The sequence below is a fragment of the Flavobacterium acetivorans genome (assembly GCF_020911885.1).
GTDB classification, from domain to species: domain Bacteria; phylum Bacteroidota; class Bacteroidia; order Flavobacteriales; family Flavobacteriaceae; genus Flavobacterium; species Flavobacterium acetivorans.
In genome coordinates this window covers 2,644,823-2,667,665 of record NZ_CP087132.1, presented here as the reverse complement: position 1 = coordinate 2,667,665, position 22,843 = coordinate 2,644,823, and the positions used below count along the sequence as shown (strand labels likewise).

The 22,843-nt window shown below is 33.9% G+C and carries 19 protein-coding genes; 9 read left to right on the top strand and 10 right to left on the bottom strand.

What is annotated here, in order from left to right; translation table 11 throughout:
- Window positions 1-27: 27 nt before the first annotated feature.
- The 6 genes from LNP19_RS11700 to LNP19_RS11675 form a co-directional block, all read right to left on the bottom strand.
- Window positions 28-1,644: an ABC-F family ATP-binding cassette domain-containing protein gene (locus tag LNP19_RS11700; protein ID WP_230062091.1), complete on the bottom strand. Its 1,617-nt coding sequence runs from the start codon at window positions 1,642-1,644 to the stop codon at window positions 28-30.
- A 59-nt stretch (window positions 1,645-1,703) separates the two neighbouring features.
- Window positions 1,704-2,792 carry a glycoside hydrolase family 18 protein gene (locus tag LNP19_RS11695; protein WP_230062090.1) on the bottom strand — a complete coding sequence of 363 codons (1,089 nt, stop codon included), beginning with the start codon at window positions 2,790-2,792 and terminating at the stop codon, window positions 1,704-1,706.
- A gap of 185 nt (window positions 2,793-2,977) precedes the next feature.
- Window positions 2,978-5,059, bottom strand: a complete 2,082-nt coding sequence (locus tag LNP19_RS11690; RefSeq protein ID WP_230062089.1) for a beta-N-acetylhexosaminidase — start codon at window positions 5,057-5,059, stop codon at window positions 2,978-2,980.
- A 28-nt stretch (window positions 5,060-5,087) separates the two neighbouring features.
- Complete coding sequence (nagB, locus tag LNP19_RS11685) at window positions 5,088-7,025, bottom strand: glucosamine-6-phosphate deaminase (protein ID WP_230062088.1); 1,938 nt, start codon at window positions 7,023-7,025, stop codon at window positions 5,088-5,090.
- A 415-nt stretch (window positions 7,026-7,440) separates the two neighbouring features.
- Window positions 7,441-9,003 carry a RagB/SusD family nutrient uptake outer membrane protein gene (locus tag LNP19_RS11680; protein ID WP_230062087.1) on the bottom strand — a complete coding sequence of 521 codons (1,563 nt, stop codon included), beginning with the start codon at window positions 9,001-9,003 and terminating at the stop codon, window positions 7,441-7,443.
- A 10-nt stretch (window positions 9,004-9,013) separates the two neighbouring features.
- Window positions 9,014-12,049 carry a SusC/RagA family TonB-linked outer membrane protein gene (locus LNP19_RS11675; RefSeq protein ID WP_230062086.1) on the bottom strand — a complete coding sequence of 1,012 codons (3,036 nt, stop codon included), beginning with the start codon at window positions 12,047-12,049 and terminating at the stop codon, window positions 9,014-9,016.
- A 505-nt stretch (window positions 12,050-12,554) separates the two neighbouring features.
- Here LNP19_RS11675 and LNP19_RS11670 point away from each other — a divergent pair.
- From LNP19_RS11670 to LNP19_RS11630, 9 genes are all read left to right on the top strand, one after another.
- On the top strand, window positions 12,555-13,442 hold the full coding sequence (locus tag LNP19_RS11670) for a sensor histidine kinase (RefSeq protein ID WP_346432211.1): 888 nt from the start codon (window positions 12,555-12,557) through the stop codon (window positions 13,440-13,442).
- Window positions 13,432-14,133 (top strand): LytR/AlgR family response regulator transcription factor, encoded by a 702-nt coding sequence (locus LNP19_RS11665; protein ID WP_230062084.1) that lies wholly within the window; start codon window positions 13,432-13,434, stop codon window positions 14,131-14,133. The genes LNP19_RS11670 and LNP19_RS11665 overlap by 11 nt, the downstream gene beginning before the upstream one ends.
- Window positions 14,134-14,311: 178 nt before the next feature.
- On the top strand, window positions 14,312-15,748 hold the full coding sequence (locus LNP19_RS11660) for an MFS transporter (protein ID WP_230062083.1): 1,437 nt from the start codon (window positions 14,312-14,314) through the stop codon (window positions 15,746-15,748).
- 154 nt (window positions 15,749-15,902) lie between these two features.
- Window positions 15,903-17,087, top strand: coding sequence for a hypothetical protein (locus tag LNP19_RS11655; protein WP_230062082.1), 1,185 nt, complete (start codon window positions 15,903-15,905; stop codon window positions 17,085-17,087).
- Window positions 17,088-17,215: 128 nt separating this feature from the next.
- Window positions 17,216-18,211 carry a metal-dependent hydrolase gene (locus LNP19_RS11650; protein WP_230062081.1) on the top strand — a complete coding sequence of 332 codons (996 nt, stop codon included), beginning with the start codon at window positions 17,216-17,218 and terminating at the stop codon, window positions 18,209-18,211.
- Window positions 18,212-18,221: 10 nt separating this feature from the next.
- Window positions 18,222-18,782, top strand: a complete 561-nt coding sequence (locus tag LNP19_RS11645) for a 2'-5' RNA ligase family protein (RefSeq protein ID WP_230062080.1) — start codon at window positions 18,222-18,224, stop codon at window positions 18,780-18,782.
- Window positions 18,783-18,844: 62 nt separating this feature from the next.
- Window positions 18,845-19,987: a saccharopine dehydrogenase family protein gene (locus LNP19_RS11640; RefSeq protein WP_230062079.1), complete on the top strand. Its 1,143-nt coding sequence runs from the start codon at window positions 18,845-18,847 to the stop codon at window positions 19,985-19,987.
- Window positions 19,988-20,125: 138 nt separating this feature from the next.
- Window positions 20,126-20,836: a GYF domain-containing protein gene (locus LNP19_RS11635; protein WP_230062078.1), complete on the top strand. Its 711-nt coding sequence runs from the start codon at window positions 20,126-20,128 to the stop codon at window positions 20,834-20,836.
- A 32-nt stretch (window positions 20,837-20,868) separates the two neighbouring features.
- Window positions 20,869-21,072 (top strand): YqaE/Pmp3 family membrane protein, encoded by a 204-nt coding sequence (locus tag LNP19_RS11630; protein WP_230062077.1) that lies wholly within the window; start codon window positions 20,869-20,871, stop codon window positions 21,070-21,072.
- Window positions 21,073-21,096: 24 nt separating this feature from the next.
- Here LNP19_RS11630 and LNP19_RS11625 read toward each other — a convergent pair whose 3' ends face one another.
- The 4 genes from LNP19_RS11625 to LNP19_RS11610 form a co-directional block, all read right to left on the bottom strand.
- The gene (locus LNP19_RS11625) at window positions 21,097-21,690 is read right to left on the bottom strand and encodes a 2OG-Fe(II) oxygenase (RefSeq protein ID WP_230062076.1); all 594 of its coding nucleotides are present in this window, start codon (window positions 21,688-21,690) and stop codon (window positions 21,097-21,099) included.
- Window positions 21,691-21,847: 157 nt separating this feature from the next.
- Window positions 21,848-22,222: a YchJ family protein gene (locus tag LNP19_RS11620; RefSeq protein ID WP_230062075.1), complete on the bottom strand. Its 375-nt coding sequence runs from the start codon at window positions 22,220-22,222 to the stop codon at window positions 21,848-21,850.
- A gap of 12 nt (window positions 22,223-22,234) precedes the next feature.
- Window positions 22,235-22,465 (bottom strand): hypothetical protein, encoded by a 231-nt coding sequence (locus LNP19_RS11615; protein ID WP_230062074.1) that lies wholly within the window; start codon window positions 22,463-22,465, stop codon window positions 22,235-22,237.
- Between the two features lie 12 nt (window positions 22,466-22,477).
- Window positions 22,478-22,630 carry a hypothetical protein gene (locus LNP19_RS11610; RefSeq protein WP_230062073.1) on the bottom strand — a complete coding sequence of 51 codons (153 nt, stop codon included), beginning with the start codon at window positions 22,628-22,630 and terminating at the stop codon, window positions 22,478-22,480.
- Between the last annotated feature and the right edge of the window lie 213 nt (window positions 22,631-22,843).

The following is a 22,843-nucleotide window of genomic DNA, read 5'->3' as shown; positions in this document are numbered from 1 at the left end:
CATCTATAAAATAATCCATTTAATAAATTAAGAATACATTTTAGTTCTCAATTCCTGAATTTTTTCATCATCAAGATATTCATCAAATGTCATGTAACGATCAATAACACCATTTGGCGTCAACTCTACTACTCTATTACCCACAGTTTGAGCAAACTCATGGTCATGGGTTGTAAAAATAACCGAACCCTTAAAGTTTTTCAAAGAGTTATTGAAAGCAGTAATCGATTCCAAATCCAAGTGGTTTGTAGGCTCATCCAGCATTAATATATTAGCGCGTTCCATCATCATTCGAGACAGCATACAACGTACTTTTTCTCCTCCAGAAAGTACTCTACTTGTTTTCAAAGCTTCTTCTCCTGAGAAAATCATTTTCCCTAAAAATCCTCTAATAAAAACTTCGTCACGCTCTTCTTCGGTTTTTGCGTATTGACGCAACCAATCTACTAAACTCAAATCATTTTCAAAGAAAGAATGATTCTCTGCTGGTAAATAGGCTTGATTTGTTGTAATTCCCCAATCAAAAGTTCCAGAATCGGCTTTTTGATTGTTATTTAAAATTTCGTAGAAAGCAGTCGTAGCCCGTGAATCACGAGAGAAAAGAACAATTTTATCGCCTTTTGCCATATTCAAATGAACATCTTTAAACAAAAGTTCTCCCTCAACAGAAGCACTTAAGTTTTCTACATTCAAGATTTGATCTCCCGCCTCACGATCCTGATCAAAAATAATCGCAGGATAACGACGGCTTGAAGGTTTAATTTCAGAGATATTCAATTTCGAAATCATTTTTTTTCGAGAAGTCGCTTGTTTAGACTTCGCCACATTCGCAGAAAAACGACGGATAAATTCTTCCAATTCCTGTTTCTTTTCTTCGGCCTTCTTGTTTTGTTGCGCACGTTGTTTCGCCGCTAATTGGCTAGACTCATACCAAAAAGTATAATTTCCTGAATAATGGTTTATTTTTCCAAAATCAATATCAGATATATGGGTACACACCGCATCTAAAAAGTGACGGTCGTGTGATACTACAATTACCGTATTTTCATAATTTGCCAAGAAATTTTCTAACCAAGCAATGGTTTCAAAATCCAAGTCGTTAGTAGGCTCATCCATAATCAGTAAATCCGGATTTCCAAATAAAGCTTGCGCCAAAAGTACACGCACTTTAATTTTTCCTTCCAAATCTCCCATTAATGTATAATGGTGCTCTTCGCCAATACCAAGATTGGATAACATCGAAGCCGCATCTGAATCGGCATTCCAACCATTCATTTCTTCAAATTGCACTTGCAATTCTCCAATTCTGTCGGCATTTTTATCGTTATAGTCTAAATAAAGTTCATCCATTTCTTTCTTAACAGCATATAGGACTTTATTCCCCATCAAAACGGTTTCTAGAACGGTATGTTCATCAAACATGTTGTGGTTTTGGTTTAAAACCGACATACGTTTACCCACTTCTAAATGAATATGTCCTGAAGTAGGGTCCATATCACCGGAAATGATTTTAAGAAAAGTTGATTTTCCAGCACCGTTAGCACCGATAACTCCATAGATATTCCCGTGGGTAAAGGTTGTATTTACTTCGTCGAATAAAATTCGCTTACCAAACTGAACTGATAAATTATTTACTGTTAACATGAATATTTTTTATAAATTTTTTGCAAAAATACGAAAAAAATACTGATTTTAGATCATGTTTAATTTGCCATTTTTATTTGATAAATAGCATCTAACAAACCATTTCGAGGAGTGTCCTGAAGGAGTTCCCAGAACATTATACCGCCCAATTTCTTTTTTATTGCATAAGATGTTTTTTCCTTTACCGAAGAAATATCATCCCCTGTTGCAAATATTTTTTCTTTTTCATTGTACCAGTATGCCGCTTTTGCTTTATTGTCCCAATAATAATTCCAACCTTTCTCTTTGGTAAAAGTAGTTGCGTAATTATTGAAACCGATGCCACTGGTATGCACTCCTGATTGATAGAGTCCGTTATTATTGTTAGCTACCTCTTTCCATACCCGAGTATAAAAAGCAGCTCCAATCACCAGTTTTTTTGCCGGTATTCCCAGTTTTAACAAATATTCTACTGCGCGATCCGTAGATTCTTCGGCAGCATTGGTACTATATATAGGCGTATGATGTCCCGTCACGGTTGAATATCCGTTTACCAAATCGTAACTCATAATATTCACCCGATCAACCAAAGGCATGATTTTTTTCCAATCTACAGATTCGTCCAAGAATTTCTGAAAACCTCCAGCTGCAAAACTAAGTTCATTTTTCGGCCCTAAAACCTTACGCAGAATTACTATCAATTCCGTAAAATTTTCCTTATCAGCTGCCTGATATAAATGTCCCGGATGTCCCTCGATTGTAGGGTATTCCCAATCCAAATCGATTCCATCACAATTAAAATAGTCATTCACTTCCTTTACTGATTTTGCAAAAAGCGCGCGTCCTTCTGCCGTTGAAAAAGCTTCGGAACAAGGCGCACAACCTCCCCATCCACCTAAAGACAACATTACTTTTAGTTTTGGATTTGTTTTTTTCAAAGAAACCAAATGTTTGATGGCAAGTGAATCTTGAGCATTGTCAACGGTTAATTTCCCCCCTTTTAAATGGCAAAAACTATAAATGATGTGAGTGAGTTTATTCACTTCAAATTCGTCAATTTTCTTATCATCTCCCGTATAATAGGCAATGACAGACATTTTTTTTTGACTTTGGGCAGAAAACGAAATTATCGTGACACCTAAGAAAAAGAACAGTTTTAAATACTTCATTTTAAATAATGGTTTAGGTTAGTTTCTATAGTTAAGGAATTCATTAATTGTAAATTAACAGAAAAAACCTGGTAAAAAACTTACCAGGTTATAATATCAAATTCTCAAAAAGAAATCAATATTTGTACAAAATAAAATATATTAAAACATAAATAACCAAACTCAATTCTAACAATTCTATTTTATTACTGTTTTAAAACTCCTATTAATTTTTTTAAACTGCTATATACTGCCAATTCTACATCTGCATGGTCTTTAGAATTACATTGTTCTAACAAATCATTCAATAAAGAGGAATTAGGCGCTTGCTTATTTTCTATAGTCAATAAAAGCTGTTGCGATAAATCACTTAGACTTTTTGATAAAGGTAAAATAGGTTGAACAAGCGGTGCATTCAAACTTAAATTAATTAAACTAGTATTCGTTGCAATCCATTTTTTAAAGAAACTACTCACCAAATCATTATTTTCTACACTTTTATTCTCTAAATAACGATTTACCGCAATTTCAAATTCTAAAGCGTCTGCGGCATCAGGTGTACAAGCATCCGCAAATAAGGTAAAGGGAGAATACATCTGATATTCAGTTCCACCTTTATTGCGGGAATACTTTTTCAGTGGTTCGCAAATATTCGAAAACTCATTAAGAGCGTCACTATTTTGATTGTTTACAATGTTTCTCAAAATAACCGCTTTGTTTTTTATATGCGTAAGTCCCAATTCTTCTAATCTAAAAGAAACCGTTTTTAATCTTTTGCGCATACTATTAACATCAGTAATATCTTCAGCCGACCATAATCGTTCCGCAATTGCAGCAGTTCTAGGCCAAAGTCTGGAATCTATTGTTGTGGGCGTAACCAGTTCAGTCCACATCGTAGCTTCACCACCTAGAATCCTTGCTTTTTCCTCTTCGGTCAAAACGGCATTTTTAGGCATTGGATCCACATTATAATGCTCTTCCACACCATAAACTAAGTCTACATAATACCCATTAGACAAAACCGTTTTATAACCTCCTTTAGCAGCGTCAACAAGGGATTTCCCAGCTGGAACTCCTTCATTGACTCCTTTCCAAGAATGAATAATAGCATCTTTGGACATGTCTTTTGTCATAATTTCCTCCCATCCCATCAATTGTTTTCCGTGTTTTTTAAGCATCGGAATTAACTTCATGGTGAAATAAGTTTGAAGATCATGATTGGTAACTAACTTATTTTTCTTTTTAAAGTCCTGAATTCTTGGATTTGAATCCCAATCTTTTCCTTCGTTTTCGTCTCCTCCAATATGGAAATAAGCTCCGGGAAACAAAGGACAAACCTCATCAAAAATTTCACTTAACAACTGATAGGTTTTGGGATTCGACGGGTCTAAAGTTGGATTAAAAATACCCGCATTACGTTCAATTGCATAAGTCGCCAAAGCCGTTGACTGCATATTCTTCTCAGAAGTTCCGTTAGAAAAACCAACCATTTTACTACCTATTTCAGGATAGGCGGTCAATATTGCCGAAGCATGACCGGGAACATCGATTTCTGGCACAACTAGGATTCCTCTTTCGTCGGCATATTTAACAATGCTTTTGATTTCTTCTTGGGTATAATACGATCCATCAGAAGCCATATTGGTCAACTTTGGATGTTTTTTTACCTCAATTCTCCAGCCTTGATCGTCAGTTAAGTGCCAATGAAAAACATTCATTTTGAGCGCAGCCATAGCATCCAGATTTCTTTTGATAACATCTACCGGTTGAAAATGTCTTGCAACATCAATCATAAGACCACGCCAAGTGAATCTTGGTAAATCAGTAATTGTGGAAGATGGAAAATAATACGATGTGCTGGAATTTTGCAATAGTTGCAATAAAGTTTCCAAAGCATGCAAAGCACCCAAATCCGAAGTAGCATTAATCGTTATTCGATTCGATTGAATGTCTAATTGATAACTTTCGTCTTCATAAAGTCCAATTTTTCCATTTTGAACACAATTTATTTGTAATTCTGCGTCAGGGAATTCGTTAACTTTAGTAATGAATCCTTGCGTCAGAAACAATCCAGTTCTACCGTCTAATCGTCGCAAAAAATTTGTAGTTCCTACAAAAATTCTAGGATTAGGATTTCCGGTAATATTTACTTTAAAATTTTTAGTTAGGGCAAAAACACCTTCCTTCAAATTTATATTTTGAGGCCATGGCATAAGATCCAATTGCTCTTTTTTTATTTGGGCATTAGATACAAAAGCCACAAATAAAAGGATCAGGAAGTATTTCATATATTATTAACTAATTTAAATGTTGTTTTTAATAATCGAAACGCTTAAAAGCTTCGATTGCTTCGTATTCGGCCAAGCCTAAATCATCGTACAGTTTTGCTGTATTTTTGTTGCGATCCTCAGCTCTTACCCAAAATTCTCTAGAGTCATTTCCTTGAAACATCACTCTGTCTTTCTGAGATTGGTGGTATAAAATAGCATGTCTTTTTAATAAAACCTCATCCGGACTTAAAGGAACAGCCATGTCTATTTCATGTAAATCCCACTCGTGCCAAGCCCCACGGTACAACCACAACCAACAATCGTCCATGTAAGGTTCTGGTTTTAATTGCTTCATAGCGGCAAAAATGGCATTCAAACAAACCTCATGCGTTCCGTGCGGATCAGCCAAGTCGCCGGCGGCAAAAACCTGATGGGGTTTAATTTTGGCAATAATATCGGCTACAATAGCGATATCTTCTTTACCTAAAGGGTTTTTCTTAATTTGTCCCGTTTCATAGAAAGGAAGATCTAAAAAATGGGTATTTTCATCTTTCAAACCAATATATCTGGTCGCGGCATAAGATTCTCTTCTTCTGATTAAGCCTTTCAATTTTCGAACTTCAAGCGAATCAATTTGATTTTCTTTTTTATTATTCAAAAAGTCAATGGTAGACTGGAAATTGATATTGCATTTTTCATTTTCCATAAAATCATTACAAACTTCAGCAAATTTTAATGCCTCATCATCTGTAACGGCAATATTACCGGAAGTTTGGTACACCACATGAACGTCATGTCCTTGCTTTATCAACTTAGAGAAAGTTCCTCCCATAGAAATCACATCATCATCCGGATGCGGGCTGAAAAGAATAATTCTTTTCTTGGCAGGATTTGCTCTTTCGGGTCTGTAGGAATCGTCGGTATTGGGTTTACCTCCTGGCCAACCCGTAATAGTATGCTGCAATACATTGAACATATTAATATTCAAATCATAGGCAGAACCTTCTTGGGCTAAAAGATCCGACATTCCGTTATTATTGTAATCTCTATCCGTTAGTTTTAAAATTGCTTGGTTGGTTTTTTGGCAAAGCCAAACGATAGCCTTACTTTTTAGTTCGGGTGTCCAGATGCATTCTCCAACTAACCAAGGTGTTTTGAATCGGGTCAATTCTGAAGCTGCCGATTGATCTAATACAAAAGTTGCATTGGTGTGATTTTGCAGGAAAGTGGCAGGAACTTCAGAACTTATATCACCTTGAATGGTTCTTTTTATAATATCGGCTTTGTTTTGCCCCCAAGCCATCAACACAATCCTTTTGGATCTCAAGATAGTAGAAACCCCCATAGTGATGGCTCTTTTAGGAACATTGTCAATACCGTTGAAATCCGAAGAAGCATCTACTCTGGTGATATGATCCAAGGTAATAATTCTAGTTCCGGAATTAATATGAGAACCCGGCTCATTGAAACCTACGTGACCTGTGCGCCCTATTCCCAACAACTGAAAATCTAAACCTCCAGCATTTCTGATATTCATTTCATAATCCACACAATACTGGTTCAATTCTTCAATTGCTATCGTTCCATCTGGAATATTGATGTTTTCTGGTTTTATATCTATGTGATTGAAAAGATGCTGATGCATGAAATAATAGTAACTCTGACTGTTTTCTTTGGTCATTGGATAATATTCATCCAAATTAAAAGTAATCACATTCTTAAAGCTAAGTCCTTCCTCTTTATGCATACGTACTAATTCTTCGTATACTTTTATAGGGGAAGAACCGGTAGCTAATCCAAGAACACAGGGTTTGTTTTTTTCTTGCTTTGACCTAATCAACTTTGCAATTTCTTGGGCAACAATTATAGAAGCTTCTGTAGAATTTTTGAAAATTTCATTGTGGATTTTTTCAAATCTAGTGTCTTCAAATTTACCTACACTTTTGTAGCTGATATCCGGCTTAATCTCTAAAGCATTTTTCATTTTTGTTTTTTTTAATCCATTAAACTAGGTACAAATTGTAAAAAAGGATAGAACTGTTTTAATATGGATTAAAAACTTTTTTTATTCTATACTGAAAAGACCTAAAATACTATTCGAATACTTTACTTCCCACTCCTTGTTTTATTACTGACCTAATTCTTTTTTGTGTATAAATTTATTTGATTTTCAAGTAGATAAAAGTACCTAAAACGTTTTTTTCCTAAAAATAAATTATACAAACTGTCCATTATTTTATACCAACAACACGATTTAAACAATAACATGTAATTTAAAAGGAAATCTTTTCTTCAAAGAACACTTAACATGCCAAAATGTGTATTAATTTTCCTGAAAAATGATAAAAAAATGGCATAAGTATTTTTCAACTTATACCATTTTAGCAATTAACTAAATTTTAAAAATTAGGACCGGTAGTATCCCACCAAAGTCTTGTAGCTCCGTTATCTGGGCCACCCAGTTTTGAGACACCTGAATCATAACCCACTTTATTATTACTTGACTCATTTTGAGAAAATGGTAATCTTCTAACACCTAATTCTGTACTTATTAAACCACCACTTTTATTGTTTGTAATTCTAAATAATTTTGGATAACCCGTTCTTCTGAACTCAGACCAAGCTTCTTGACCATCAGGATAAGTAGCAATCCATTTTTGAGTAATGATTTTTTCAAGATTGGTTTCTTTATCAGCTCCCCAAGCAACAGTAACCTTACTCACAGCTGCCGCATTATTAGCTGCATTAACAGGGTCTACATAATCCTTAGCCATTTTAGTATCGTCTGCAATATAAGCATCTGCACCAGAAACTCCGTTTTGATCAAAAGATGCTTTAACACCTGACTCATATAAGTCTTTTGCTGTACCGCCCATGTTCCATCCTCTTAAAGCGCCTTCTGCTCTTAGAAAGTAAGCCTCTGCAGTAGTCATCCATGCAACTGCTCCTGTTTTAGTTCTAGGTCCGGTTTGTGAAAATTTAGAATAAGCTCCTGCCGGATAAACGATACCTGTTCTTACTCCCTTAAATTCACCTGCAACAATTCCTGAAGTGTTCCAGTATTTATCGATACGAGGATCAGCATATCCACCTAATATGGATTCCATATCTGCACCCATAAATATTCCTGCCCAAGCATGACTCATTACATCAATAACGTTTAAATCTAATGGTGATTTTACAAGCATATTATCAGAGGCAGTAGCCAACACTCCTAACGGATGAGCTATTGCTTTTTCAGCCTGAGTTTTTGCTAAAGCAGCATCTACTTTTGAAATGCGCATGGCCATTCTTAATCGCAATGTATTTGCATATTTAACCCATTGCTTATAATCACCGTTATACAATGACAAATCAGTTCCAGTAAATGCAGAAGCTTCACCCGCATTTACTCTTGCTGTCAATTCAGTAACTGCAAAATCTAAATCTTTAAAAATATTATTATAAATTTCTTGTTGCGAATCATAAGTAGCTCGTTCTTCACCATATTTTGAGTATACTGCAGGACCATACATGTCTGTGATGCGTTGCATCGTTGCTGCTTTCAAAATCAATGACCACGCATAATAATTATCAGAAGTCCCTTTTGCTCTTTGTTCAATTTTATATAAATAGGCAATAATACTTACATAAGCATCATCCCAAGCATAACTATTCCATCCGGAATTTAAAACATAATCATGATTATTCGCAGGTCCAAACATTACTGGAGTCGTCATGTAACCTGACCAACCATCTGCTTGCAAACTTTGCTGAATTTGGTATTGCCAAGTAATATCACTAATATACAATCTGTTAAAAGCGGGTTTAATTAAACTTTTAATATGATTAAAATCCTGCGCTAACTGCTCAGCTGTGGCTGATTCTGGATTTGTATTTATTTCGTTAAAATTGTCTGTACACCCTACTGCTGCCAGTAAAGAGAGACAAACTGCTGATCTTTTTATTTTATTTATTATCATGATTGTTAGATTAGAAAGTTATGTTTAAATTAAGACCAATACTTCTTGTTGATGGCATACCAAAAACATCAACACCTTGCAAACCTTCCCCGGTACTTAAAGCAATATTAGGATCAAACGGTGCTTCTTTGTGAATGAAGAATAAATTTCTAGCAATTAATGATAAGCTAGCAGAATTTACAAAAGGAATTGCTTTTTTGTTAAAAGTATATCCAATAGAAACTTCTCTTACACTTACATTTGTTGCATCATAAACATATTCACCCGAAATCCCATTTCTTCCACCTACTTTAGTATAATAAGTCTCAGCATCCATTGTTGTTATAGCTGTTCCATCAGGAACTCTTACACCATTTATTGCTTTACCACCTGCATTTCTAGCATCACCTGACGCTTTTGAAACACCATTTCTATCGTTGATTGCTTCGGTTAAACTTAAAACTTCTCCTCCAAATCGACCATCAAGTAATACATTAGCGGTGAAATTTCCTATTTTAAAAGTATTTGACCATCCTAACATAAAATCAGGATTTGCGTTTCCTACTTCCTCCCAATCTGAAGTGGCAATATTATTATCTTTATCAATTTGAATTCTACCTTGAGCATCTTTTACAAAATTTTTACCCTCTATAACTCCAAAAGGTCTTCCTTCAACAAGTGAAAAACGGTAGCTGTTTGATCCGGGATCAGTAAGTATAATTCGGCCATCTTTTTCAGTTGGAATATCGTTTACTTTACTTTTGTTTTGAGAATAATTAACTCTTGACTCCCATCCAAATTTATCGTTCTTGATAATATCTGCAAACAATACAGCTTCGAATCCTTTATTTGTTATACTTCCTGCATTAATTACATAGTTAGTATAACCATTTGCATTAGTTGATTCTGCAGCAATTTGAATAAGTTGATTTTTTGTTTCCGAATCATAGTAAGACAACTCAAAACCAAGTCTGTTGTTAAACATTCTCCATTCAGTACCAACTTCAAATTCTGACTTTAACTCTGGTTTTAAACTTTTTCCTGGTAATGGCCCAGCTGCTGGATTAACTGGTTGTCCTGCAACGATTGATGTTGTTGGATTAGTTAGGTAAGCAGAAATATCACTTCCAACTTGAGCATAAGTAGCACGTACTTTACCAAAGTTAATAAAATCTGGCATTGCAGTCATTTCACTTAATATAGCTGTTAAACCTACAGAAGGATAAAAGAAACTTGGTTTATCTGTATTAACCAATGTTGAAGACCAATCATTTCTAGCAGCAACATCTAAATACAAATAACTTTTATAACCAAAAGTAGTTGTAGCAAATACAGACTGCACTTCTCTTTCGTATGCTGATTGAATATTACCGTTATTGGTTGAGAAATTCCCTAAAGTAAAGATATTAGCATTGACTAATCCACCACCAATTCCAGAATCAAGGGTAACTCCTCTCGATTTTCCATTGTTAATACTTGTACCAATAACTGCATCAAAAGAGAAATTATCAGAAAAATTAGCATTAATCAAACCTATTAAATCTGCATAATTTTGAGTAGAAATAGTTGTAACATCAATTAACCTTCCATTTTTATTTACAAGAGATGTAGCAGAAGTTGCATACATTTCTTTCTCAAAATTACTCTCACTTCTATTATAACTGTACCTCGAAGTTAAACGGAACCAGTCATTTACTTTATAATCTAAAGCTATAGCTCCATTAAAGAAATTATTGGTATCTAAAGCTTTCTGTCTGTTAATTTGCCAATATGGATTTTCATTGTTTTCGTTTATAGATCCTCTAGCAAAACCGGGATAATTTTGTTCCATCAAGTTTCTTGCTGGATCATACACCTCATAATTTTTTAAATCTGCAAAACTAAAAGCTCTTGGATGAGAGTAAGCTCCTGCAACAGGGTTAAAATACAAACCGTTCACTGGTCTATTATTAATTTTTTGACTTGTATAATTTCCTGTAACGGCTACATTTAGTCTATCCTCAAAGAATTTTGATGTTTGATGGATACCAAAATTATTTTTCTTCAAATGATTTCCTGGTATGATACCGGAAGCGTCTGTGTTAGCATAAGTCAAACTAGTTGAAGCTCCTTCTGTCGCTTTTGAAAAAGACATCGAAGTAATTTGCGTAATTCCAGTTTCAAAAAAATCCTTTACACCATCTTCTACTTTTTGCTTTGCTCCCCAGCTTCTTGCATCCCCGGTAAGAGAGCTATAATCAGACTGAAACTTTGGTAAATAAGCCACAGATTCGACATTTGTAACAGAATTAACATTAAAGGTTTCAGATCCTGTTTTTACTTTTTTAGAAGTTAACATAATAACACCATTTGCTCCTTGGCTACCATACAATACCGAAGCAGCTGCACCTTTAAGAACAGTCATTCCTTCATAATCATCTGGATTAATCAATGATACTACATCACCGCCATCACGGTTACCACCAGCTAAATCTCCAAAAGTACCATTTGGCTGACCTCCATTAGGGTTTGACAACGGAATACCATCAATAACATATAAAGGCTGGTTATTTGTAAATGAAGAATTACCACGAATAACTACTTTAGTTGAACCACCAGTTCCTGCTGAACTTTTTGTAACAGCCACACCAGCAATTTTACCTGCAACCGTATTTACAATATTAGCATCTTTTACACGTACTAATTCTTCTCCTTTTAATTCTTGAGTAGAATATGTTAAGGATTTTTTCTCCTTTTTAATTCCTAATGAAGTTACCACTACTTCAGAAAGAGCATTTCCCGCAGCTTCTTTCAACTGTACTTTAATAGCACTATCATCCACAATGACAACATTTTGAGTTTCAAAGCCTATATAGGAAATCACCAAAGTTCTTCCCTTTTGTGCTTCAATGAGAAATTTACCGTCAAAATCGGTGGTGGTTCCTTTATTCTCTCCTTGCACATTAATGTTAGCCCCAGGTAATGGAGAGCCGGTCGCATCGGTTACCATCCCTTTGACTGTTTTCACTTGAGCAAGCGAAACCTGCGCCGTGAAAATAATCATAAAGATTAAGATAATTTTTTTCATTTTAATTGATTTTTGTTAGTTATACCGTAAAACTATATGTTAAAGCAGTCTTAAAAAAAAAAATTATACTAACAACCTGAAAACCGACATTAACCACTGACTTTTATAAACAAAGTGTACTTTGATACCAATCTTGGCAACAAAAAAAATAAAATATTCAACAAACAACAGTATTTATTCAACGAAGTGTTTTTTCAAAGTCGTTAATATGTTAAATTCATATTATTTTGGATTTTAATCCAATAAAAAGCGATTTTTGCCTACAAATTCCTTAAAGTTGCAAAATAATCATGCTATTCATTTTTGAAAAGCAAGGATTTAACCTCTAAATCATTCCTAATTGAAGCTCCTTAAAAAAATAAAAATAAACACTGAGATTCGAAATCATTTTTGGTTTTGGATCCTCTTTTTTTTAATCAACTTCTTGCGTTGGGGATCCTATTTTGATGATTATCTCTATTCATTTAAATCCAATTTAATTGAGTTTTCCTTACACATCCCTTTTGTGTACTTTAATTTGTTAGTGCTTATTCCTCGTTATATTGTAAAATTCAAATATTACAAATATACTTTAGCGCTACTGGCCAGTCTGGCTGTAATTTATATAACAAGGACTGCCTTGACCTATTACATGATTTCAGAAAACATTTGGCCTGAAGCCAATAAAATGTACAAAGCCTTTGATATTAATCATATTGTTGCAGTAACCATTGGAGAAATCTATGTCCTGTCAATTGCTTCATCTGTTTTCTCTACAATGAACTGGCTAAAGGAAAGAGATCGCAATACGATTATGAAGCAGAATCAATCTAAAATGAAGCTCAAATACCTTAAAACCCAAATACAACCTCACTTTTTTTTCAATACCCTCAATAATCTTTATGCTTTGTCCTTAGAATCGTCAAAGAAAGTTCCTGATGTTATCTTGAAACTCTCCCGATTAATGGAATACGTCCTTTACGACATCAAGGGAACCCAAATGGTTGACCTTACAAAAGAGATTGACTATATTCAGAACTACATCGAAATAGAGAAACTACGCTTTGAGAATGTAGATGTGGCTGTAAACATAGAATCTAACATTGAGGACATTAAAATCCCACCTTTATTAGTTATCACACTGATTGAAAACGCTTTCAAACATGGAGGCCCCTGCAACAACAATCTCAGAATCAAGATCAATTGTAAAGTTATCGACAAAGCCATCCTACAATTTGAAATACTAAATAATTTTGTACTTTCACAAAATGCAAAAACTAAGAAGGGAATTGGTTTATCCAATACTAAAAAGCGACTAAAATTGATTTTTCAAAATAATTTTACTTTAGAAAAAACAGTAAAATTCAATTATTATATCATCCGATTACAAATACCCGTTCAAAATGAAGATTAAATGTGTTTTGATTGATGATGAGCCCTTGGCAACCAAAGTCCTGATGAATTATTTCACTAATTTTTCAGATTTTGAGATCATTGGCACATTTCACAATCCTATTGAGGCTCTAGATTTTATAAATAGTAACAGTATTGATGTCGTTTTTTTGGACATCCATATGCCGGTAATGACTGGATTTGAATTGATTCGATTAATTGAGAACAAAACCAAAATTGTCATTACAACTGCCTTTCGGGAATTTGCCGCCGAGAGTTACGAACTGGATGTTTTGGATTATTTAGTAAAACCCATTCCACTTCCTCGTTTTATTAAATGCATCCATAAAATTGAGGCCGATTACAATTTGAAAAACAATCTTAAAATTGAAACCCTTAAAATAGATCCGCATATTTTTATCAAAGTAGATAAGAAAATGGTCAAAATCATAATTGATGAAATTCTATTTATTGAAGGGATGAAAGAATACATTAAGGTGGTCACTGCTGATAAAACCTATATTACCCACAAATCATTGACTGCACTATCAGAAGAACTACCCGAGGATCAATTTACCCGCATCCATAAATCGTATATCATTGCTGTCAATAAAGTTAAATCTATAGAAGGAAATAGAATCCAAGTACATTCCTATACCTTGCCCATAGGGCGTAATTACAGCAAAGATGTAAAAATTAGGATTTTAGACTAAATCTAGAAACGACAAATACTCTTTAAAATTCATTAAAAATACAGTTGATTATAGAAATCGTGTCGATTGTATAATTTTAATCAATTTTCTTATAAATAATTTTTTTTTAATTTACTTAAAAGATACTTTTACAAATAGAACTAATTTAATAATCTAAAAATTTAACCTAACTTTAATTATGAATTCAGAAAATTCGCAAACCAAATGGGGGCAATTTATCCCTTTAGCCATTGTCTTCTTTTTTTGGGGATTTGTTGCTGCCAGTAATGATATTTTAATTCCCGTTTTCAAAACAGCCTTTAATCTAACACAAGGCGAAAGTCAATTAGTCTCTTTAGCTTTTTATATAGCCTATACAGTAGGTTCATTGATATACATGGGGATTTCTGTTCTAATTAAAGAAGATATTGTAAACAAAATTGGTTACAAAAATGGACTATCTTTAGGTTTAGCCATTTCAGCTTTAGGAACCTTATTATTTTATCCCGCAGCAAATACAGGCTCATTTCCTTTAATGTTATCCGGTTTATTTATTGTGGCATTGGGTTTCTCGTTGCAACAAACCGTTGCCAATCCGTTAGCAATTGCTTTAGGGCCTATTTCAACGGGTTCCCAGCGATTGACTATGGCTGGAGGAATCAACAATCTAGGAACCACCATTGGTCCACTTATCGTTAGTTTTGCCATTTTTGGAACTAATACAAATGGTAGTACTAATATGAGTATAGAAAGTGTAAAAATCCCTTATCTTATCTTAGGTCTTGCCTTCTTGTTAGTAGCAATCTTATTGAAATTTTCTTCTATTCCGGAGCGTCCGGCAACCATTTTAGAAGTGGCTGACGAAACTGCAACTGCAAAAAAATCAGCCTTGCAATATCCTCAATTAGTTTTAGGAATGATTGCCATCTTTTTATATGTTGGTGTCGAAGTATCTACAGCCAGTAATTTACCTGCTTATATGGAAACCCATTTAGGATTTTTAACACATGAAGTTGCTCCCTATATTTCTCTATATTGGGCGAGTTTAATGATTGGGCGTTGGACTGGAGCGGTTGAAGCTTTCACCAATGATATTAGCTTGAGAAAAATATTGCGTTTCTTAGCTCCTTATTTAGCTTTTGGAGTATTCTTAGCCGTAAATGCTATTGCAAAACATGATTTAACTCCTTTTTATGTTTATGGTTTAATTATTCTTGTACTTATTGCTGCTGATATTGCCAGCAAAGGAAATCCAGCCAGAATGTTACTTATATTTTCAACTTTAGGAATTTTGGCTCTTTTAATAGGAATGTTTACACATGGAATGGTCAGCGTTTATGCTATTACAAGTGTTGGATTATTCTGCAGTACCTTATGGCCTTGTATCTTTACTTTGGCAGTAAGCGGATTAGGTAAAAACACTAGTCAAGGAAGTAGTTTCTTAATCATGATGATCATGGGTGGAGGAATTATCAGTTGGTTGCAAGGTTTTATCTCTGAGACTATTGGTATCCAAAACAGCTATATCGTTGGAGTTTTGTGCTTTGCCTACTTAGCGTTCTATGCTTGGAAAGTAAGCGGAATCCTTAAAAGTCAAGGAATTAATTTTGACTCAAAAATAGCAGGAGGACATTAATCCCAACTATTAAAAATTTTATACTGCATTGGAAATTAATTCTACGACCTGTATAAATTTGAAAAAACCACCAAATAGTTATTTGGTGGTTTTTTTATGGCATTGATTTTGAGTTTCCAATTTAAAAAAAATATATTTGTTTAAAATTTGATCTATGAAAAGAACTGTACTCCTACTCTCCTTATTAATCCTTGTAACAGCTTGTGGAGCTAAACAAACGCGTAGCATGCTCTCGTCAGGAAACTACGATGAAGCAATTAGTAATGCGGTATCAAACTTAAGAACGAACAAAGACAAAAAAGGGAAACAAGACTATGTATATATTCTCGAAGAAGCCTTTGCTAAAGCCAAAGAACGAGATTTAAATCATATAAATTTATTAGCCAAAGATGCTAATCCGGCGCAATTAGAAAAAATGTACACGACCTACTTGCAATTAAATCAGCGTCAGGAAAAAATTAAGCCCTTGCTTCCCTTGCGATTAATTAATGAAGGGCGAAATGCTATTTTTCCTTTTGATAATTATAACGACCAAATCATAGACAGCAAAAATGCTTTATCGGCTTATTTGTATTCCAATGCAAAAAAACTGCTATTGTCATCTGATAAAATGAATTTTCGTAAAGCTTATGATGATTTGGGCTATTTAAACCAGATAAATCCAAACTACAAAGATGTCTTGAAATTGATGGATGATGCTAAATTTAAAGGAAACGATTATGTTATGGTTAATACTAAAAATGAAACCAACATGATTATCCCCGTTCGTTTGCGCAATGATTTACTGGATTTTAGCACCTATGGATTAAATGACAAATGGACCGTTTACCACAGTAACAAACAAAAAGGAATTAATTATGATTATACAATGATGATTAATTTTAGAGAAATAAACATTTCGCCCGAGCAAATCAAAGAACGAGAATTTATCAAAGAGCGTCAAATAAAAGACGGTGTCAAGAAACTATTAGATGCCAATGGAAAACAAGTTTTAGACAAGGATGGTAAAGTAGTTATGGTAGACAATCTTAGAAAAGTAACGGTTCAGATTTATGAATTCAGACAATTTAAATCCTCTCAAGTTACCGCAAAAGTGGATTACATAAATTATAAAAACAACCAACTTTTACAATCTTTTCCGATAAGCAGTGAATATATTTTTGAGAATATCTATGCTACTTACAAAGGGGACAAACGTGCTTCTGACGATAATTACTACTCTTATTTTGACAAAAAAGCCGTTCCTTTTCCTAGCAATGAACAAATGATTTATGACACTGGCGAAAATTTAAAAGCCAAGATAAAAGACGTTATCAATAGAAATCCGTTTAACAGATAGATTTCATTACTGTCAAACTGAAAAGTTATTTAGAAAAATATTTGAGTTTTATTGTTCTCTCCTATTTTCTAAATAACTTTTCTATTTTAAAGTCCATCAAAATAATAAAATCAAGAGTAAAACTATAAATGGATTCAATAACCCAAATTGCTTTAGGAATTGCCGTTGCCGAAGTATGCGCAGGAAAAAAACTTAAAAACAGAAGCTTTTTATACGGTGCTATTTTTGGAACAATTCCTGATTTAGATGTTTTAGTGGGTTTATTCCTAACAGCTGTTGAGGGAATTAGAATTCACCGAGGTCTTAGTCATTCTCTTTTTTTATTTCTTTTTCTATCGCCTTTTTTTGGCTGGCTTGTTAGCAAAATTGAAAAAGGAAAAATCAACTTCCTTAATGCAACAAAGATGGTTTTTTGGTGCCTCTTCACCCACGTACTACTCGATATGTTTACTTCTTGGGGAACACAAATTTTATGGCCGCTCGAGCATCGTTTTGCTCTAAAAACAATCTTTGTAATTGATCCTTTGTATACTATTCCCTTACTTATTACGCTAGTAATGGTTTGGAAAACAAAAGAAATACCGCTTCGCCAAAAATACGTTTGGAGAGGCTTATTCATCAGCAGTGCTTATCTGATTTTATCCTGCTTTATAAAATTACATGCTTTAAACCAATTTGAAAAAGCATTGAAGAATCAAGGAATCCAATATTCTGAAATTATAGTAAAACCAACGGCTTTTAATCTCATTTTATGGAATGCAAACGTGTCTACAGCTGATGATTACTTGCTTGGCGATTATTCGCTTTTGGACAGCCAAGCTATTTCTTTTACTGCTTATTCGAAAAACACTACTTTGGAATCGAAACTAAAAGGAAACTCTGATTTTGAAAAGCTCAAAAAAGTGAGTGAAGGCTGGTACATCATCTCGCAACAAAATGAAAGTTTGTACTTCAATGATTTGCGTTTTGGTCTCTTGAACAATAATCCACAGCAACCCCAGTTTGCTTTCAGTTATCAATTTATCACTACTGATTCCGGCTTAAAAGCAATCGAAGTACCAAAACAAAAAAGAGATGGAAAACTACTGCTAAACAGAATTTTAAACCGAATTAAAGGAAATTAATTATCATAGTATGCAGAATCGTTATTCCCTAGTAATCAGTCCACCAGATACTATTATTGATTTAGTAAAATCCATGAAAGAGCAATTAGCAGATCAAATTGGTTGGTTTCACAGTAAAAATTCCTTGGCACATATTACCATCAATGAATTTATAGCCACCGATGCTGAAATCGATAAAATCAAGAAACAGTTGGCTACTATATCAGATTCCTTGAAGCCAACAACAGTCTGTTTAAATCATTTTGACAGCTATCCCAACGGCGCTTTTTTTATCGCTCCAGACGAAAATTCAACCGAAAAGCTGAAGAAAATATTCAAACACATTCATCAATTCTTTCGCACGAAAACACTTTTTAAAAATAACGAACCCCATCTTTCCATTGGACGCCAACTAAAAACAGATCAACTAGCAACAGCCTACAGTATATTTACTCACGTCGACATGAATTTTCTTTGTGAGAGCGTTACTTTGCGCCGTTTTGATCCAAACAAAAAACAATTTGAAATAATCAATCATTTCATGTTTAATAATGATCCAAATTCTTCCTTTGTGCAGGAAACCCTTTTTTAGTTTTTTAGTAAAACGCAAATTATCTTAAATCGTTTTTCAAGAAAAAAACGTAACTTTAGGATATGAAAAAGCATTATAACATTATTATTGCCGGCGCTGGTGGTATTGCGGAAGCTGTTGCCTTATTATTGAACGAATGGAGTGAACTGACTCCAACTATCTTTATTGGTGACAGAAATCTTTCCAAAGCTCAAAATGTAGCCCAATGGATTCAAGAAGGCACTACAAAACCCTCTTTTATAAAAGCTTATCATCTTCCAGAAAATGGAATTTCTGACGAAATGAAAGCCATTTTTGATCAAGGTAACATCATTCTCGACTGCCTACCTGGTAGTCAAGCACCTAGAATAGCACAGTTTGCCAAGGAATACGAACTGCATTATGCAAACCTTACAGAATACGTTTCAGAGACTGAAAAAATAATGACTTTGGCCAAAACAGCCAAAACAGCCTTTATACTTCAAACCGGTCTTGCACCTGGCTACATAGATTTGCTTGCTCATGGCCTTTTTCAACAATTCTGCAACGATTTTAAAGTGAATACTGTCGATAAATTAGAATTAAAAGTGGGTGCGCTTACAATGCATGCTGTGGCTCCCCATTTTTATGGTTTTACATGGAGCCCTGTAGGTGTGGCCACAGAATATCTCAAAGATACAATTGTACTGAGAAACTATATCAAAACTACGCTTCCTTCCTTATCCGAAAGAGCCACAATTATTATTGAGGGCATCGCTTATGAGGAAGATTTAACCTCTGGAGGCGCAGCCGATTTACCGGATGCGCTTATTGGAAAAGTAAATTCACTGAGCTACAAAACCTTGCGATTTCCGGGACATTATGCCTGGGTTGAGGAACAAATTTCCAATTTTGAGCACTCTAGTGACCGCATTAAACAGCTACAGCAAAAAATGGAATCCGTCATACCACATATCGAAGACGATCAAATTGTACTCTATGCCGCAGTAGAAGGCAAAGATGCAGAGGGTGTTTTGCGCAGACGCGAAATTGCCAAACGTATACTTTCTCTAAAAGTAGGAAAAAATCAGTTGCGAGCCATTCAAACTACTACGGCGGCTCCCTTAGCCCAAGCGGCTCAACTGTTACTTGAAGGCAATTATTCTGGTATTTTACTTCAAAGCCAAATTGATCCTTTCCTCTTTTTGAACGGGAAATTTATCACAAACGTCTACGGAAAATTTTAAAAGAATGATTCTTTTTTTCGAAACTTAATCTGAGGTATAACATCCGATATGAATTCGAAAAAACAACTCCTAAAATGATTTGTTTTTGTACTTTTGAAATATAAAGAATCGCAAAAAATAAAAAGCCTCAATACTAAAATGAATACTTATTACCTACACGACGGAAATGAAAGTAGTGGTCCATTTGGACTGGAGGAATTAAAAACTAAGAAAATTACCAGTTCAACTCCTGTTTGGTGTCAAGGTATGCCCGATTGGAAAAATGCTGGAGAAGTATCTGAATTGAGAAGTATCCTAATAACTGTCCCTCCTCCTCTAAAAGTAGCTGCACCAAAACCTAAAGTCGAAAAAATCAAAAAAAATCATCTTATTTTTGGAATCAAAAGAAGCTACTTTTATTTAGCTTCAACTTTATTTATTTTAATCATTGGTACATTTATTTTTAATATCGTTCGTGAAAACAGAAGAGCCGACTTAGAATTAAAAAACAGGATCACTGAAAAAGACAATCAACAATACCTGATACAACAAAAAGAGATTGAACAGCAAAAAAAACTGCTCGCCGAACAAGAACAAATCGAAGCGGAAAGAATTGCGATAGAAAAAAAAGAAACGATTACCAATAGACTTTTGGAAATCCAAAATACCCTTTCGGGCAACACTAGTGATTTAGAAATCCTAAAAAGAAAAGTAATCGACGCTTCCGGTTTTAAGTTTTTTAGAACCCCCGAAGAGAAAACGGAAGAAATCAATCTAATCCAGAATCAAATTCAATCCTTGAAAAAGGATATTGAAAAATTAGAACAAGAAAATAATCAATTAAACTTAGAATTAGAAAGAATTCGCTAAAAAATTCTCTGCCAAAAACCGAAACTAAAAACATGAGATATGTTATTGCCTTTTTTTTACCTTGGTTATCTTTAATATTACAAGGAAAAATTCTGTCTGGAATTATTTGCTTGTTTTTACAAATCACAATTATTGGATGGATTCCAGCTTGCATTTGGGCATTTACCGCTTTAAATAGAATGTATGCCGACCGAAGAACACAAAAAATAGTAAAGGAAATCAGAAGAAATAATTGATTTTTTTCTAATCGGTTTTAATCCTTAATCGCATTTTAACCATCCTGTGATACTCATTCTGGTATTATGTGTTACCAAAACTTCATGTACTAATTCGTCACTTTTGAAAAAAACAGTTTTTCCTTGAGTTGGTGTTATTTTTTGATTGTTATTAGCTTGATGTATCAATAGTTCTCCTCCGTCACTGCTTTGCCAATTGCTGTTCAAATAACTGATCATGGAATATTTTCTGCTCGGATTATTTTTAAACTGATCTAAGTGTTTTAGGTAAAAATCTCCTTTTTCGTATAAGGAATAATGAAACTCATAGCCCGTTATTCCGGTATAGCAACTTTGATTTAAATAGATTATAAAATCCTCTATTTGCTTAAAAAAATCATTCTCAAACGAATTGTTGTTTTTCTTGTCTAACCAATAAATTGAATCACTTCTCACGGCACTATCATAAGAAATAAGTTCTGAATTTCCTGTTCCTGCTTCGATCAACAAACTTTTTTGCTGCAAAGCAAGTAAATTTTGTTTCAAATTGTTAGCTAAATCATCGCTTAAAAAATTTTCAGAAATCCCTACTTTATTTTCAATATATGAAGCAATAAGTGCTTCAAAGTTATTTTTCATGGCTTTTTAAATTGGCTGTATAGACAGCCAACGTTGTAAGGTAGTATAAATTAGCACTTATCTAACGAACAAGCAATACTATTTTAACCAAAATAAAGCTGTGTCCAAAATAGCTAGAACTCTAGTTTGGTAATTTTAATAATTTATAGTATAACTTTTAGAAAAAAGTACCGTCAACATAATACCAGTTTCCATTTTCAAGTTTAAAAATAGAATGCTCATGATGAATCTCAGACTGGAGTTGGTTATTGATATAAAAAGCCTTGAATGTGACTGAATTTATTGAGGAATTCAAAACTAACAATTTAATCCATTGATTACTTGTTGCCCATTCTAGAATATCCTCTTTTTTATGGTGTTTTCGGGTTGAAAAATGGGTTGTTGCAACCAAATAATCTGCGTTATGGGTAGCAAAAGCAGAATAACGCGAACGCATCAAAGCCTCTGCTGTAGGTGCTTGTTTTGTTCCAGAAATATAGGGTTTACAACAATTTTCAAATTCGAGTTGTGAACCACAATAACATTTAATCATTTTATAAAACAGTTATAGATGTCCATTAAGTGCTATAATTTTCTGATGCAATTGATTCAATAAAACTTGGTATTTACTAATTTCAATTAAATCTTCATCATCTTCAGAAAAATCAAGTAAATCATCTAATTCTTCGCTGACTTCTACCAATTTATTATTAGCTTCCGTAGCATTTTTATTAGCTATTAAATCTATGATTTCCTGAACATTCGCTTTTAATGCATTCAATTTATGGTCTTCCATTTCCTTTATAATTTAAATTTCTTCTGAAGATTTAGTATCATTAAATTTCTTTACAATCTGCTTTAGTTTTTCCTTACGAAGCATTTGAGCTTGTTTTGCTTTGTCCTGGGCTTTGTGCAATTTGTCGTTATGCTTTTTGATATTTCTTTCGTTATTTCTACTCATTTTTTTTGATGTTTTATGATACTAAGACCTGATTTTCTCCTTCTGAACAACAAAGTTTAGTCAACTGCAAAGTTCGGTTTTTTAATTCAAACCCGATTGCTTTTCTTTCATCAAAGTTTAGCTTTTTAACTTGTAAGCTAAATCCCTTTTTAATTTTTAATTATTATAAAATTAACACTTATTTTAGACAGAAAGTCCCTTTTTTTATGCTTA

What these genes read in the sequence shown, in the direction of transcription:
- LNP19_RS11680 (WP_230062087.1), bottom strand. Translation starts at nt 9,003, where the DNA reads ATGATAATAAATAAAATAAAAAGATCAGCAGTTTGTCTCTCTTTACTG.
- LNP19_RS11690 (WP_230062089.1), bottom strand. Translation starts at nt 5,059, where the DNA reads ATGAAATACTTCCTGATCCTTTTATTTGTGGCTTTTGTATCTAATGCC.
- LNP19_RS11635 (WP_230062078.1), top strand. Translation starts at nt 20,126, where the DNA reads ATGAATACTTATTACCTACACGACGGAAATGAAAGTAGTGGTCCATTT.
- LNP19_RS11625 (WP_230062076.1), bottom strand. Translation starts at nt 21,690, where the DNA reads ATGAAAAATAACTTTGAAGCACTTATTGCTTCATATATTGAAAATAAA.
- LNP19_RS11695 (WP_230062090.1), bottom strand. Translation starts at nt 2,792, where the DNA reads ATGAAGTATTTAAAACTGTTCTTTTTCTTAGGTGTCACGATAATTTCG.
- LNP19_RS11640 (WP_230062079.1), top strand. Translation starts at nt 18,845, where the DNA reads ATGAAAAAGCATTATAACATTATTATTGCCGGCGCTGGTGGTATTGCG.
- LNP19_RS11610 (WP_230062073.1), bottom strand. Translation starts at nt 22,630, where the DNA reads ATGAGTAGAAATAACGAAAGAAATATCAAAAAGCATAACGACAAATTG.
- LNP19_RS11655 (WP_230062082.1), top strand. Translation starts at nt 15,903, where the DNA reads ATGAAAAGAACTGTACTCCTACTCTCCTTATTAATCCTTGTAACAGCT.
- LNP19_RS11650 (WP_230062081.1), top strand. Translation starts at nt 17,216, where the DNA reads ATGGATTCAATAACCCAAATTGCTTTAGGAATTGCCGTTGCCGAAGTA.
- LNP19_RS11630 (WP_230062077.1), top strand. Translation starts at nt 20,869, where the DNA reads ATGAGATATGTTATTGCCTTTTTTTTACCTTGGTTATCTTTAATATTA.
- LNP19_RS11665 (WP_230062084.1), top strand. Translation starts at nt 13,432, where the DNA reads ATGAAGATTAAATGTGTTTTGATTGATGATGAGCCCTTGGCAACCAAA.
- LNP19_RS11700 (WP_230062091.1), bottom strand. Translation starts at nt 1,644, where the DNA reads ATGTTAACAGTAAATAATTTATCAGTTCAGTTTGGTAAGCGAATTTTA.
- LNP19_RS11620 (WP_230062075.1), bottom strand. Translation starts at nt 22,222, where the DNA reads ATGATTAAATGTTATTGTGGTTCACAACTCGAATTTGAAAATTGTTGT.
- LNP19_RS11675 (WP_230062086.1), bottom strand. Translation starts at nt 12,049, where the DNA reads ATGAAAAAAATTATCTTAATCTTTATGATTATTTTCACGGCGCAGGTT.
- nagB (WP_230062088.1), bottom strand. Translation starts at nt 7,025, where the DNA reads ATGAAAAATGCTTTAGAGATTAAGCCGGATATCAGCTACAAAAGTGTA.
- LNP19_RS11615 (WP_230062074.1), bottom strand. Translation starts at nt 22,465, where the DNA reads ATGGAAGACCATAAATTGAATGCATTAAAAGCGAATGTTCAGGAAATC.
- LNP19_RS11645 (WP_230062080.1), top strand. Translation starts at nt 18,222, where the DNA reads ATGCAGAATCGTTATTCCCTAGTAATCAGTCCACCAGATACTATTATT.
- LNP19_RS11660 (WP_230062083.1), top strand. Translation starts at nt 14,312, where the DNA reads ATGAATTCAGAAAATTCGCAAACCAAATGGGGGCAATTTATCCCTTTA.